Raw genomic sequence first — 12,962 nt, 5'->3', positions numbered from 1 at the left:
AAAGATTCGAAAGTCGTAAAAGCAGAAGTCACGCGAGTATTGCCCGCCGGGTTGCCGGCGGGTCCGTCTTCGCCGGGCGCATGGAGCGCGCGGCAGGTTGGTCAACACATCGACCAACAGACGGATACACCCGAAGGGTGCAGGGCCCCGTGTGAGAACGGGTGAGCGTAAAGCTGGGGGCCGGGACTGGTGACGATGCAAGAGGCCGGGCCTTGAACACTGAGCCCGGAAGGCTGCTTTTTTGCAGCGCAACAAGGATTGTCGCACAGGCAAGCTCCGCACGTCGAGCAGTCCCGTACTCCGCTGAAGGGCCGCACGGGCGCTTTCTAGAATGAGGCCATGCAAGACAACACCTCCAGCGGCCCTTCATGGCTCGAGCCGTTGGGCCATGGCATCGACGCCATCGACACCGGCTTCGTGCGCCCGCGATTCGACGCCGCCTACTTAATCGTGGAAGCCGGCCGCGCGGCCTACATCGACACCGGCACCAACGACGCACTGCCGCGCCTGCTCGGTGCGCTCGATGCGCGCGGCGTGGCATGCGAGGCGGTCGATTACCTGATCGTCACGCACGTTCATCTCGACCACGCCGGCGCCGCCGGCTCGCTGATGCAGCACCTGCCGAACGCCAGGCTGGTGGTGCACCCACGAGGTGCGCGCCACATGATCGACCCGAGCGTGCTGCTGGCGGGCGTGCGAGCTGTTTACGGCGAAGAGACCGCAACGCGCGACTACGGTGTACTGCAGCCGATCGCCGCCGAGCGCGTGCTCGAAACCAGCGACGGCATGACGCTGGCGCTGGCCGGCCGGCCGCTCGTGTTCATCGACACGCCCGGCCATGCGCGCCACCACCACTGCATCTGGGACGAGGCCAGCCGCGGCTGGTTCACCGGCGATACCTTCGGCCTGTCGTATCCGGAGTTCGAGGCCCCGCGCGGGCGCTACCTGCTGCCGACCACCCCACCGACGCAGTTCGAGCCGGAAGCGCTGAAAGCCTCGGTCGCGCGCCTGCTCGAACGCCAGCCGGCCTGCATGTACGTGACGCACTACGGTTGCGTCACGGACGTGCCGCGCCTGGCTGGGCTCCTTTGCGAACAGATCGACGCGATGGTCGCGCTGGCGCGGCCGCTGCTCACGGCGCCCGAGCGCCACCAGCGGCTGATGCAGGGCCTCGTCGCGCTCTACGGCGAGCGCATGCGCGCCCACGGCAGCACGCTCGACGACACGCAGATCGAAGTGCTGCTGGCGATGGACATCGAACTCAACGCGCAAGGCCTGGGGCTGTGGCTCGATCGCGAAGCGCGCGATGCCAAGCCGGCAACCACGGCCCGGCCGAACTCATGAGCGGCCCGAGCGCGGCGCCGACCAACGATTGGTCGCTGATCTACGTCGCCGACCCGATGTGCTCGTGGTGCTACGGCTTTGCGCCGAGCCTGGCTGCGGTGCGCGAGCGCTGGCCAGCGCTGCCGGTGCAGTTGCTGATGGGCGGCCTGCGGCCGGCCGGCGAGTTGCTCGATGCCCGCTTGCGAGCATCGATCCAGCATCACTGGGAACAGGTCGCGGCTCGCAGCGGCCAGCCCTTTTCGCCGGCCGGCCTCGCACGCGAAGGCTGGCTCTACACCACGGAGCCGGCTTGCCGAGCCGTCGTCACCGCGCGCGAGCATTGGCCAGAGCGCGCGCTCGACATGTTTCACGCGATCCAGACCGGCTTCTACGCGCAAGGCCGGGACACGACCGACCCTGAAACCTTGAGCGCACTTGCGCAGGATGCCGGCATCGACCTGGAACTTTTCGCACTGCAGTTCCAGGCGGCGACAAGCCTCGACGCCACGCGCCAGGACTTCGCGACTGCGCAGCGCCTGGGCATTCAAGGTTTCCCGACGCTGCTGGCAGTGCGAAACGGGCAAGCGCATGCAGTGGCACCGGGCTGGCTCGCGCCAGCCGATCTGATCGAGCGGCTCGAGCGGACGTTCGCCGCATGAGCCCCGTGCAAAGCCGCTCCGAGCCCGGTTCAGCGACAGGCACCACGAAGGGAACTCCCGTCGAGATCCGCTCGGTTGCAGGCGAAGCGGCGCGGGAGCGAGCGTGAGCCTGGAGGCGTTCGCCGTCTCCACCGGCGTCGTCGCGCTCAGCGAGATCGGTGACAAGACCCAGCTTCTCGCGCTGCTGCTGGCAGCGCGCTTTCGCCGGCCATTGCCGATCGTGCTCGGCATCCTGGTCGCCACGCTCGCCAACCACGCCGCAGCCGCCGCGTTCGGCGCCTGGGTGCAGGCCGTTGTGCCCGAAAGCGCGCTGCGCTGGGGCCTCGGGTTGAGCTTCTTGGCCATGGCGGCCTGGGCGCTCAAGCCGGACACCCTCGACGACACCCGGACGCCGCCGACTTCGGCCCTGGGCGTTTTCGGCATCACCGTCCTGGCCTTCTTCCTCGCCGAGATGGGCGACAAGACCCAGATCGCCACGGTGATGCTGGCCGCCAAGTACGCCATGCTGTTCACGGTGACTGCCGGCACAACGCTGGGCATGATGCTGGCCAACGTGCCGGCCGTGCTGATCGGCGAGAGGGCGATGAAGATCTTGCCGCTCGTGTGGGTGCGGCGCGGCACGGCGGGGGTGTTCGCGCTGCTCGGTGTGCTGGTGCTTGCAGGGGTGGGCGGGTGAGAAGCGGCGAGCAGACCAGCGCATCGAGCCCGAGCCGCGCAACGGGGGCAGCAACTCCATCCGCCGAACAGGCGCTCGCCTGCGCGCTACCCTTGACGGCCCGTTCCCCACTCTTTTCGAAGCCCCCGCGATGAGACTCCTCCACACCATGCTGCGCGTCGGCAACCTGCAGCGCTCGATCGACTTCTACACCGGCGTGCTCGGCATGCAGTTGCTGCGCACCACCGAGCGGCCGGAACAGAAGTACAGCCTCGCGTTCCTGGGCTACGGCACCAATCCCGAGCACGCCGAGATCGAGCTGACCTACAACCACGGCGTCGATGCCTACGATCTCGGCAGCGCCTATGGCCACATCGCCATCGGCGTGCCCGACGTGGCGGGCACCTGCTCTTCGGTGCGCGAGCGGGCCGCGGCCCTGGGCGGCGCCATCACCCGCGAGCCGGGCCCGGTGAAGGGCGGCGACACCGTGATTGCCTTCATCACCGATCCCGACGGCTACAAGATCGAGCTGATCGAGCGGGCCTGACGGGCAAGGCCGAAGCAGCGCCCGTTTTCCCGGCGTTATTGCGCGCGCGAGTGCGGCGGCAATATTGACAATGGCGTGTCCGAGCCGCACTCTCGTTGCCATGCTGACCCCGCCCGACAATCCCTCGACGACATCGACGACGCTGCCCTCGGCGGCCTGCTCGCCGTCCGAAGGGGTCGTGATCGCCGCCCCCGTTCGTGATCCGCAAGCCTTGCTGGCCGGCACCCTCGCCCGGCTTCACGCGACGCAGGACCTGTGGGTGTTCGGTTATGCCTCGCTGATCTGGCGCCCCGAATTCAATGCCTGCGAACAGCGCCTGGCGCGCGTGCACGGGCATCACCGCGCCCTTCGCATGACTTCGCGCGTCAACCGCGGCACACCGCAGCAGCCGGGGCTCGTGTTCGCGCTGGTGGCGGGCGGGTCCTGCCAGGGCATGGCTTACCGGGTGGAACGCTCACGCGCCGACGGGGAACTGCGGCGCCTGTGGGAGCGTGAAATGCCGAGCGGCGTGTACGACCCGAAGTGGCTGCAATGCCAGACCTCCCAGGGCCCCGTGAACGCGCTGGCCTTCACGCTGAGCAAGCGCAGCCCCAACTACACCGGAGAGATCGACGAGGACGCGTTCGTGCGCATCCTGCGCCACGCCCGTGGCCGCTTCGGCAGCACGCTCGACTATCTGGTGGAAACCGCCCGCTGCCTGCACCGGCACGGCATTCGCGATCACGCCGTCGAGCGGCAGCTCGCGCTGGCGAGGCGACACGGTCTGGCGGTCTGAGCCGGTTCGGCTTCGGCGCAAGGCGTTGTTGCGTGTTCCGCAAAACGCTGTCAACCGCCCTCGAGTGCACCGCTGTTTCGGGCGTGCAGCGCATGCAGCACGGCCAGATCGTCGGCAGTGTCCAGATCGAGGCGCACGCCTGCGTCGTCCACTTCGACACCTCGAGCCGCATGGCGCGCGACCACGCCGCGCGCGCCTTCGTCGCCGCGCAGTGCGGCCAGTTCTGCATACAGCTCGGCGCGAAACCCGACCGGGTGGCCGCGCTGGCCCCGGTACTGCGCATGGGCAATCGGATGCTCGCCGAGTGCCGCAGCCACCGCACGCAGGCTGGCCGACTGCACCAGCGGCATGTCGCCCGGCAGCACCAGCCAGCCCGGCGCTTGCGGTCTCGAAGAGACGCCCGCAGCGATGGAGTGGCCCATGCCCCAGGAAAGCGGCGCGTCGGTATCGCCCTCGACCAACAGCACGATGTCGCGGGCGGCAGCCTCGGCCGAGACGATGGAAAGCAAGGCCGGGATCGTCACGACCACGAACGGAAGGCCGCTCTGCCGCACGGCGGTCAGGGTGCGGCCGAGCACGGTCGTTGAAGCGAAGGTTTGCGCCAGTTTGTGGCCGGCCGTCGGCGCGTGGGCGGCAAAGCGCGAACCGCTGCCGGCAGCGAGCACGACCACTACGGGTTGCGGTATCACGCTGATTCCTGGCCTTGTCGAATAGCGCGCCTTGTTGCGCCGTTCGCATGCTCCCATGAACCCGTCGATGGCGCGAGCCGCGGTCACCCCCTGCGGCGCTGAAGCGATGCCCGCGCACCCTACACTTTTGCCCATGAACCAGAACATCGCCGATCTGCGCAAGAGCTACGAGCAGGACGAACTCGACGAGGCGCAGTCCGAGCCCGATCCGCTGGCGCAGTTCGAACACTGGCTGGCGCAGGCGCTGAAGGCCGAGCTGCCCGAGCCCAATGCAATGACGCTGGCGACCGTCGGCGACGAAGGCCGACCCTCGACGCGCGTGGTGCTGATCAAAGGGCTCGATGCGCGCGGCATTGTCTGGTACACGAACTACGAGAGCCGCAAGGGCACCGAGCTGGCGGCCCATCCGTTCGCAGCGCTGCAGTTCCATTGGGTCGAGCTCGAACGGGTCGTGCGCATCGAAGGTCGGGTGGAGCAAACCAGCGCCGAAGAGTCGGACGCCTACTTCCACAGCCGCCCGCTCGACTCGCGCCTCGGCGCCTGGGCCTCGCCGCAAAGCCGGGTGATCCCGTCACGCACGGTGCTGGTGACCGGCGCGGCCAAGGCGGCCGCCCGTTTTCTGGGTCAGCCGCCCCGGCCACCGCACTGGGGCGGCTTTCGCCTGGTGCCGGACCGCTGGGAGTTCTGGCAGGGCCGCAGAAGCCGTCTGCACGACCGGCTGCGCTACACGCAGCAGCCAGAGGGCGGCTGGCTGCGCGAGCGGCTGGCTCCTTAAGCGGCGCGGGGCAAAGCGCTCAGAAGCTCATGCGCAACCCCGCGCTGAGCGATCGGCCCGGCAACGGTGCGAGTTCCCGCACGGTCGCGATCGAGCCGGCGTTGAAGGCCAGCTCGTCCGTCGCGTTGTCGAGCCGCACGAACAGCAGCGCATCGCTAAAGCCGACCGTGAGCTGCTTGCTGAGCGCCAGATTCAACAGGGTGTAGGCCGGCGTCCTCTCGTCGTCCGCCGGCACGCGGCTCTGGCGCTGAGCGCGCACCACGTCGCCGCGCAGGGTCCAGCCGGCTAGGCTGTAGGCGGCGCCCAGACGCAACCGCAGCGGCGCGATGCGCGGCAGCGGCTCGCCGGTGCTGCGGTTGTCGGCGCGCAGCGCGTCGAGCTGGGCTTCGAGATCCAGGCTGCCTTTGGCGTCGTCGATGGCCCGCCATGCGCCTTCGAGCTCGATCCCCTGCAAGCGGGCCTTCACGCCTTCGAAGGCGTAGACGGGGAAGCTGTCGCCCTCGTCGCTGACGAAGTCGGCCTCACCGCTGCGCAGCAGCGCGATGTAGTTCGAGAAGCGGCTGACGAAGGCGCCGGCGCGCAGCCGGCGAGCGCCGGACTTCCACTCGAGCGCCACGTCGAGGTTGCCGCCGCGCTCCAGGTCCAGGTCGGCGTCGCCGCGCTCGAACGCCGATGTGGCGAGGTGAACGCCGTTGGCGTAGAGCTCGTAGCTCGCCGGCGCCCGCTCCGTATAGGCGAGGTTGCCGGTGGCCTGCCAGCCGTCGCCCAGACTGCCCGCCAGGTCCCACACGCCGCCGAGCGCCGCGCTGATGGCGGTGAAGCGCCGGTCCTGAGCGGCGCCGAACTTCGGCTCGGCCGAGTCGGCGTCGCCGCTCGACTCGATGCGACTGCGCTCGACACGGCCCCCGAAGCTCAGCCGCGAGGCGCCGGCCAGGGCCAGTTCCTCGTGGATGAAGAGCGCCCACTGCCGCGTCTCGGTGTTCGGCACAAAGGCCTCCTCGCCGAGCGCCTCGAACTTCGCGCTCTCGCCCTGCAGGCCGAACACGCCCTTCAAACCGCCAACCGGCGCGTGCTCCAGTTCGATGCGGCCGTCCTCGCCCTTGTTGCCGAACGTGGTGCCCACCTCGCCTGTGCCCTCCACTTCCTCGTGCTCGTAGTCGGTGGCCTGCAGGCGCGCACGCACCGTGCGGATCGCGCCGCCGAGCTCGCGCCACTCGCCGGCCAGCGCCAGCTTGTCGCGCTGCATGCGGATCAGCACGTCTTCCTCCGCGACGATGCCGTAGTCGTTGCGATAGGTATCGACCGATGCACCGAGGTAGCCCTGCCCCCACACCATGGAGCCACCGAGCGCGCCGCCTTCGGCATCGCTGGCCGAATTGACGATGCGGTCGCGCCGCTCGCTGCCGCCGCTTTCGACGGGGCGGTCGAAGTCGGGCACGCGCAGATCGTCCGTGCGGCGCTTGAAGGCGTCGGCATGCAGCACGAAACCGCGGCCGGCCGTCCCGCCCGTGCCAGTGCCGGCTTCGAGCAGGGCGCTTGTCGAGCGCTCGCGCGCCGCCCCGCCGCCGCGCAACTCGAGCGCGCCGGCGTGCCCTTCCAGGGGCGACTTCGGGATGCGGTTGTCGATGGCGTTGACCACACCGCCGATCGCGCTGCCGCCGTACAGCAGCGCGGCCGGTCCGCGCAGCACTTCCAGGCGCTCGACCACCAGCGGCTCAATCGGCACGGCATGGTCGAAACTCAACGCCGACGCGTCGAGCGTGGCGCCGCCGTTGCCGAGCACGCGGATGCGCTCGCCGTCCTGGCCACGAATCACCGGCCGGTTGGCGTTGGGGCCGAACCAGCTCGAGGAGACGCCGGGCAGGCCGGACAAGGTTTCGCCCAGGCTGCTGGCTCGGCGCAGCACCAGGCCGGGGCCGGTCAGCACGCTGGCGGGTGTGGCGAGGCTGTCGCTGCCGAGCGGGTTGCCGGTGATCACCACCGGCGGCAATGCCGCCGGCGGGGTCGACTGCGCGAGTGCCGGCAGTGCCGCGGCCAGCGCACACAGGCAGCCGGCATTCAGCGCGCTGCGGGCGAGGGGAAATGCGGGGCGCAGGGCGGCGCCCCCGGTGTTTCGAAGGGAGGTGGGCATGAGGTGTCCGCAGAAAAGCGGTTCCGTAAAGGAGAGCGGGGCACGGGGCGCGGCCACCGGCTGCTGAAAGCAGCTGAGCGCGCTACGGCGAACGCAGGCGCTGCGCGTCGGTGCACGCGCGCCTGTCGGGCAGCAAGGATCAGGCGGTGATCGGCGGTGGGCCGCGGGCCTGATAGGCCAGGCGAATGGCGACGTTGGGCGCCATGCCCAGCCTCGCGCCTGCAGCGCCGGACAGCGGCAGTGCAGTGACGAGCTCGACGGCGGCAAACGCCATATCGCCCAGCGAGAGCTGGTCGTACAGCTGGCACGCGTCGGCTTGCTGCTGGTGGCCGAACAGCGTGCTCCAACCGTGGCCCGCCTCGTGGTGACGCGGGGCCACCGCGGGCAACGCGGGCACAACGCCATGCGAATGACCGTGGTGTTGACCATGGTCGTCGGCCTGTGCCCCGGTCTGCGGATGCAGGACGCGGTGCGCCTGCCCCAGGGTCTGCAGGCCCAGCAGCGCGAACACCAGCAGCGCCGCCAGCCAGCGGCCGGGGCGGTGGGGAAGCGGCAGGGAACGCGGCGGCGGCATCAGGCGGGGGTGGGGAACGCGATCCGGGAGTATCCGCGGGCGGGGCGGCTCAGCGGGCGGCCGGCGCCATCCCGGCTCTTGGCCGCGTCAGAAGAACGCCCGCCGCAGCGTAGGCGGAGCCTCAGGCCCGCCGTCGCGAAGCGAAGGTCTTGCGAAACTTTTCCAGCTTGGGCGCGACGACGAAGGCGCAGTAGCCCTGCTCCGGGTTGCGGGCGAAGTAGTTCTGGTGATAGGCCTCGGCAGGCGAGTAGTTCGCCTCGGGCAACACCTCCGTGACGATCTTGCCGCGCACCGCGCCGCTGGCGGCAAGCTCGGCGATCACTTCGTGGGCGATACGGACCTGCCCGTCGTCGTGCGTGTAGATGCCCGAGCGGTACTGGGTGCCGGCGTCGTTGCCCTGGCGGTTCAAGGTGGTCGGGTCATGGGTGACGAAGAAGATCTCCAGCAGCTCGCGAAAGCCGATGCGTTGCGGATCGAACTGCACGCGCACTACCTCGGCATGGCCGGTCGTGCCGCTGCACACCTGCTCGTAGCTCGGTCTCTCGACATGGCCGTTGCAGTAGCCGGATTCCACGGCCACCACGCCTTCGACATCGAGGAAGACGGTCTCTGTGCACCAGAAACAGCCGCCTCCCAGCGTGGCCGTCTGCGTGGGAACTGCGCTCATGAGATCTCCTCGGGAAAAGTGGCGGCCGGATCGGGCCGATGCGGTGTGGTCGGAATCCGCGGCGCAGCCCTTACAGGCAAGCGGGCTGGTGGGCAGGCGCGTTGGTGTTGGCGTTGGCGTTGGTGTTGGCGTTGGCGTTGGCGTTGGCGTTGGCGTTATTGCATCACCTCCGGCAAGCCCCTGATTGCCGACCGCCCACCCGATTGCCTCGAAGCCTGCTGCACGCCAGGCCGTGCGCACACGCGCCGCGGCCACAATGCCGGCCACCGCCACCGGACTGCGCATGCCCGTCCTCGAAAGCTTCAAGCCGCTCCTGACCGCGCTGGTCCTGCCGCCGGTCCCTTGGCTGCTCCTGGCGTTGCTCGGCGCCCTGCTCGCCTCCAAGCGACGCCGGCTCGGCGCGCTGCTGCTCGGCCTGGGCCTCGTGCTGATATGGCTGAGCGCCTGCCAAGGCAGCGGTCAGTGGCTGCAACAGGCCTTGCTCACCGTGCCGCCGCCGTTGGGCGAAAGCGAACTCTCGGGCTTGAGGCAGGAACGCAACGCCGCGGCAAAGCCTGCCACCGCCATCGTCGTGCTGGGCGGCGGGCGGGTGTTGCATGCGCCCGAGAGCGGCACCAGCGATCTCGGGACGCCTTCGCTGCAACGGCTGCGCTATGGCATCCGGCTCGCGCGCGAGACCGGCCTGCCGCTCGCTTTCAGCGGCGGCGCAGGCTGGGCCGCGCGGGTGGAAAGCGGGGCGTCGGAAGCCGAGATCGCACGGCGCATCGCGCTGCGTGACTTCCGGCACCCGATCACGTGGATCGAAGCCGAATCGCGCGATACGCAGGAGAACGCGCAACGCAGCGTGCCCTTGCTGCAAGCCGCCGGCATACGCCACATCGTGCTGGTGACGCACGCCTTGCACATGCCCCGCGCCTTGCACGAGTTCGGGCAGGCGGCCGCGGGCGCCTTGCGCGTCACTGCGGCACCGATGGGCTACTTCAGCGCTGCCGACCGTGGCGTTCTCGACTGGATGCCGAGTGCCGATGGTTTCGAGCAGGTGCGGCTGGTGCTGCGCGAGCGGCTCGGATTGGTCGTCGCATCGGTCCGTCCCAATTAAAAACCCCTCCCGACCATCACGGTGGGAGGGGCGAGGTGGCATGTCCACCTTGGGAGCTCCGGAGAGATTTGGTCCGGGGATCCTGCCGCGCAGAGACTGCGCCGCTGATTTGCCTGCGTTGCAGGCAAGCAAAGACTAGCAGGCAAGCCAGCGCAACACCAGCATGATGCTGCTATGAGGGCCGGCCCGGCGATTGAGCCGGGACCTGGGCGATGATGGGCGGTTGATGATTCCTGCCAGACACCGAACGCTCAGCCGGTCTTGTGCGGCGCGGCAGCCGCCATCACCGCGTCGAAGGCCGCAGCGACCCGCTGCTCCACCGCCGCCTCCATCTTGATCGGCCGGCCCCATTCGCGCTGCGTCTCGCCGGGCCATTTGCTGGTGGCGTCGAGCCCCATCTTGCCGCCGAGGCCGGAGACCGGCGAGGCGAAGTCGAGGTAGTCGATCGGCGTGTGTTCGACCAGCGTGGTGTCGCGCACCGGGTCCATGCGGGTGGTGATGGCCCAGACCACGTCGGGCCAGTGGCGGATGTCCACGTCGTCGTCGGTCACGACGATGAACTTGGTGTACATGAACTGGCGCAGGAAGCTCCAGATGCCGAACATCAGCCGCTTGGCATGGCCGGGATAGGCCTTGCGGATCGAGACGATCGCCATGCGGTAGCTGCAGCCCTCGGGCGGCAGGTAGAAGTCGGTGATCTCGGGAAACTGCTTGCGCAGGATCGGAACGAACACCTCGTTGAGCGCCACGCCGAGCACGGCCGGTTCGTCGGGCGGCTTGCCGGTGTAGGTGGAGTGATAGACCGGCTGACTGCGGTGCGTCATGCGGCCGATTTCGAACACCGGGAACCAGTCCTGCTCGTTGTAGTAGCCGGTGTGGTCGCCGAACGGGCCTTCGAGCGCATGCAGGTAGCCGCCCTGTTCCTTCATCGGCACGCCGTGAGCGCTCTCGCCGCGCCAGCCGGCGGCGGCTACCGGAATGTGGCCCTCGAGCACGAACTCGGCGCTGGCCGGCACCTGCAGCATCACGCCCGCATCGCCGACGCCGGACTCGGCCACCTCGGTGCGGCTGCCGCGCAGCAGGCCGGCGAACTGGTATTCGCTCAGCGTGTCGGGCACCGGCGTGACGGCGCCGAGGATCGTGGCCGGATCCGCACCGAGCGCCACCGCGATGGGAAACGGCTGGCCCGGATTGGCCAAGGCGAAATCGCGGAAGTCGAGAGCGCCGCCCCGGTGCGCCAACCACCGCATGATGGTCTGGCGCGGCCCGATCACCTGCTGGCGATAGATGCCGAGGTTCTGGCGGCGGCGCGGCTCGGGAATGCTTTGAGGCCCGCGCGTGATCACCAGGCCCCAGGTGATCAGCGGCCCCGCGTCGCCAGGCCAGCAGGTCTGGACCGGCAGCATGCCGAGATCGATGTCTCCGCCTTCGATCACTTCCTGCTGGCAAGCCGCGCCGCGCACTTGCGAGGGCTTCATGTCCCACAGGGACTTGGCCATCTGCAGCAGTCGGCCAGCGTCCTTCAATCCCTTGGGCGGCTCGGGCTCCTTCAGGCTGGCAAGCACTTGGCCCACGTCGCGCAACTCGCCGACATCGTTCGCGCCCATGCCCAGCGCCACCCGCCGCGTCGTGCCGAACAGATTTGTCAAGGCCGGAATGTTGTAACTCGCCGACCCCGCAAACGGGCGGTCGAACCACAAGGCCGGACCAGCCGCCCGAAGCACCCGATCGCTGAGCGCGGTCATCTCGAGCCGCGTGGAGACTGGCTCTGCGACGCGTTGCAACTCGCCGAGCCTCTCCAGCCCCGCCACGAACTCGCGTAAATCGCGGTACTTCATGCTTTTTTGTAATTACAAGTTGATTCGATAGGGTTGACTGGTTATTTCGAGCATTCCTAGAATTCGTCGAATCGCTGAACTAGGGATTACCCGCATTAACCGCTGGAGGCCACAGCGCTGTGATTGCCCGGTGTATGGCCGGGCACAGACGAACGAATGTAACGACTGAACTATGCCGCCACGGGTGCCCAACCGCCCACGCGCAGCGCAGTTTCGAGAGGACAGACATGACAGCCTTCCGTTTTTCCAGCCAGTCCCTGCGCAGCAAGATCGCCGAATTCGCCCGCCCTTTCGTGGTGTTCGCGAAAGACGCCGGCCAAGGCTTGCTGGAGGTTTCGCACAACTCTCTGGCGCTGGTCGGTCTGGTGGTGGTCGCCCTCTCCCTGTTCTTCGTCAACCGTGCGGATCTGCGTCACACCGTCGAGGAGAGCGCTTTTGGTTGGCTGCAAACCCGCCACATCGCCCGCATCGACGCCGACGACTCTCCGGCCGGTCTGGCACTGGCATTGGGCGAAAGCAATGCCGTGGCGCGCGTCACTGCGGTCGATCCCAGCGGGCTCGATCGCGACCAGGCGGCCGTCGCTTCCTGGCTCTCGCGCCGCTACCGTGTTGCCCCCGAGCCGCTGAGCCGGCTGGTCCAGGAAGCCTGGGCCGTGGGCGAGCGCGCCAAGCTGGAGCCGACGCTGATTCTTGCGGTGATGGCGATCGAGTCTCGATTCAACCCGTTCGCCCAGAGCCCGGTCGGCGCTCAGGGCCTGATGCAGGTCATGACCGTTATCCACGACGAGAAGTACGAGGCCTTCGGCGGCAACCATGCGGCCTTCGACCCCGTCACCAACCTGCGCGTGGGTGTACAGATCCTCAAGGAGTGCATCGCCCGAGCCGGCAGCCTGGAAGGTGGGCTCAAGTACTACGTGGGCGCCGCCAACCTGCCGCACGACGGCGGCTACGCCGGCAAGGTGCTGGCCGAACAAGCGCACCTGCGCTCGGTGGCCGCAGGCCGCCAGGTGGCCGTGACCGCGCCGCTGATTCCGCCACCGAGCCTGCTGCCAGCAACCGCTCCGGTCGAGGCGGCCACGCCCGCAATCCCGCCTGCCGCCGAGGCGGTTGATGCGGCCGAGCCCGAGCGCCTCGCCTCGCGCTGAAGCGGCTTGCTTTCAGGCGAGGCGGACCTTTCGGACCGTGTCGCCTCCGTTACCATCGGTGCGCAGCGTGAAGGCGACATGGACC

At 68.9% G+C, this 12,962-nt stretch carries 13 protein-coding genes; 8 read left to right on the top strand and 5 right to left on the bottom strand.

Annotation, left to right across the window (positions count from 1 at the left end):
* The first annotated feature begins 339 nt into the window (after window positions 1–339).
* The 5 genes from H0W40_RS10715 (at window position 340) to H0W40_RS10695 (ending at window position 3,959) form a co-directional block, all read left to right on the top strand.
* The gene (locus H0W40_RS10715) at window positions 340–1,344 is read left to right on the top strand and encodes an MBL fold metallo-hydrolase (RefSeq protein ID WP_292446022.1); all 1,005 of its coding nucleotides are present in this window, start codon (window positions 340–342) and stop codon (window positions 1,342–1,344) included.
* Window positions 1,341–1,982 carry a DsbA family protein gene (locus H0W40_RS10710; protein ID WP_292446020.1) on the top strand — a complete coding sequence of 214 codons (642 nt, stop codon included), beginning with the start codon at window positions 1,341–1,343 and terminating at the stop codon, window positions 1,980–1,982. Before H0W40_RS10715 ends, H0W40_RS10710 begins: the two co-directional genes overlap by 4 nt.
* 109 nt (window positions 1,983–2,091) lie before the next feature.
* Complete coding sequence (locus tag H0W40_RS10705; protein ID WP_292446030.1) at window positions 2,092–2,658, top strand: TMEM165/GDT1 family protein; 567 nt, start codon at window positions 2,092–2,094, stop codon at window positions 2,656–2,658.
* A gap of 130 nt (window positions 2,659–2,788) precedes the next feature.
* The gene (gloA, locus tag H0W40_RS10700) at window positions 2,789–3,184 is read left to right on the top strand and encodes a lactoylglutathione lyase (RefSeq protein ID WP_292446018.1); all 396 of its coding nucleotides are present in this window, start codon (window positions 2,789–2,791) and stop codon (window positions 3,182–3,184) included.
* A 100-nt stretch (window positions 3,185–3,284) separates the two neighbouring features.
* The gene (locus H0W40_RS10695; RefSeq protein WP_292446016.1) at window positions 3,285–3,959 is read left to right on the top strand and encodes a gamma-glutamylcyclotransferase; all 675 of its coding nucleotides are present in this window, start codon (window positions 3,285–3,287) and stop codon (window positions 3,957–3,959) included.
* 50 nt (window positions 3,960–4,009) lie between these two features.
* Here the strand turns inward: H0W40_RS10695 and H0W40_RS10690 are convergent, their stop codons facing one another.
* Window positions 4,010–4,648, bottom strand: coding sequence for a nucleotidyltransferase family protein (locus H0W40_RS10690; protein ID WP_292446014.1), 639 nt, complete (start codon window positions 4,646–4,648; stop codon window positions 4,010–4,012).
* Between the two features lie 133 nt (window positions 4,649–4,781).
* Here H0W40_RS10690 and pdxH point away from each other — a divergent pair, with 133 nt between their 5' ends.
* Window positions 4,782–5,423, top strand: a complete 642-nt coding sequence (pdxH, locus tag H0W40_RS10685) for a pyridoxamine 5'-phosphate oxidase (protein WP_292446011.1) — start codon at window positions 4,782–4,784, stop codon at window positions 5,421–5,423.
* 19 nt (window positions 5,424–5,442) lie between these two features.
* On the opposite strand, the gene H0W40_RS10680 is transcribed toward pdxH, so the two are convergent.
* The 3 genes from H0W40_RS10680 to msrA form a co-directional block, all read right to left on the bottom strand.
* A complete protein-coding gene (locus H0W40_RS10680; protein WP_292446009.1) occupies window positions 5,443–7,554 on the bottom strand; it encodes a TonB-dependent receptor in 2,112 nt (703 codons plus the stop codon).
* A gap of 139 nt (window positions 7,555–7,693) precedes the next feature.
* Window positions 7,694–8,128 (bottom strand): hypothetical protein, encoded by a 435-nt coding sequence (locus H0W40_RS10675; protein ID WP_292446007.1) that lies wholly within the window; start codon window positions 8,126–8,128, stop codon window positions 7,694–7,696.
* A 121-nt stretch (window positions 8,129–8,249) separates the two neighbouring features.
* Window positions 8,250–8,795, bottom strand: coding sequence for a peptide-methionine (S)-S-oxide reductase MsrA (gene msrA / locus H0W40_RS10670; protein ID WP_292446005.1), 546 nt, complete (start codon window positions 8,793–8,795; stop codon window positions 8,250–8,252).
* Between the two features lie 283 nt (window positions 8,796–9,078).
* Between msrA and H0W40_RS10665 the strand changes: the two genes are divergently transcribed.
* Window positions 9,079–9,894: a YdcF family protein gene (locus H0W40_RS10665; RefSeq protein WP_292446003.1), complete on the top strand. Its 816-nt coding sequence runs from the start codon at window positions 9,079–9,081 to the stop codon at window positions 9,892–9,894.
* 251 nt (window positions 9,895–10,145) lie between these two features.
* Here the strand turns inward: H0W40_RS10665 and H0W40_RS10660 are convergent, their stop codons facing one another.
* The gene (locus H0W40_RS10660) at window positions 10,146–11,732 is read right to left on the bottom strand and encodes a UbiD family decarboxylase domain-containing protein (protein WP_292446001.1); all 1,587 of its coding nucleotides are present in this window, start codon (window positions 11,730–11,732) and stop codon (window positions 10,146–10,148) included.
* 227 nt (window positions 11,733–11,959) lie between these two features.
* On the opposite strand from H0W40_RS10660, the gene H0W40_RS10655 reads away from it, so the two are divergent.
* Window positions 11,960–12,877 (top strand): lytic transglycosylase domain-containing protein, encoded by a 918-nt coding sequence (locus tag H0W40_RS10655; RefSeq protein WP_292445999.1) that lies wholly within the window; start codon window positions 11,960–11,962, stop codon window positions 12,875–12,877.
* Window positions 12,878–12,962 lie beyond the last annotated feature (85 nt).

The sequence above is a fragment of the Methylibium sp. genome (assembly GCF_013817345.1).
In the GTDB taxonomy this organism is placed as follows: domain Bacteria; phylum Pseudomonadota; class Gammaproteobacteria; order Burkholderiales; family Burkholderiaceae_C; genus Methylibium.
Note: the sequence above shows the minus strand (reverse complement) of the source record. Positions and strands in the feature narration are given on the sequence as shown.

Excerpts from the sequence above, each read along its gene's own strand:
- H0W40_RS10710 (WP_292446020.1), top strand. The coding sequence starts at position 1,341 with ATGAGCGGCCCGAGCGCGGCGCCGACCAACGATTGGTCGCTGATCTAC.
- msrA (WP_292446005.1), bottom strand. The coding sequence starts at position 8,795 with ATGAGCGCAGTTCCCACGCAGACGGCCACGCTGGGAGGCGGCTGTTTC.
- H0W40_RS10680 (WP_292446009.1), bottom strand. The coding sequence starts at position 7,554 with ATGCCCACCTCCCTTCGAAACACCGGGGGCGCCGCCCTGCGCCCCGCA.
- H0W40_RS10665 (WP_292446003.1), top strand. The coding sequence starts at position 9,079 with ATGCCCGTCCTCGAAAGCTTCAAGCCGCTCCTGACCGCGCTGGTCCTG.
- H0W40_RS10715 (WP_292446022.1), top strand. The coding sequence starts at position 340 with ATGCAAGACAACACCTCCAGCGGCCCTTCATGGCTCGAGCCGTTGGGC.
- H0W40_RS10695 (WP_292446016.1), top strand. The coding sequence starts at position 3,285 with ATGCTGACCCCGCCCGACAATCCCTCGACGACATCGACGACGCTGCCC.
- H0W40_RS10655 (WP_292445999.1), top strand. The coding sequence starts at position 11,960 with ATGACAGCCTTCCGTTTTTCCAGCCAGTCCCTGCGCAGCAAGATCGCC.
- gloA (WP_292446018.1), top strand. The coding sequence starts at position 2,789 with ATGAGACTCCTCCACACCATGCTGCGCGTCGGCAACCTGCAGCGCTCG.
- H0W40_RS10660 (WP_292446001.1), bottom strand. The coding sequence starts at position 11,732 with ATGAAGTACCGCGATTTACGCGAGTTCGTGGCGGGGCTGGAGAGGCTC.
- H0W40_RS10675 (WP_292446007.1), bottom strand. The coding sequence starts at position 8,128 with ATGCCGCCGCCGCGTTCCCTGCCGCTTCCCCACCGCCCCGGCCGCTGG.
- pdxH (WP_292446011.1), top strand. The coding sequence starts at position 4,782 with ATGAACCAGAACATCGCCGATCTGCGCAAGAGCTACGAGCAGGACGAA.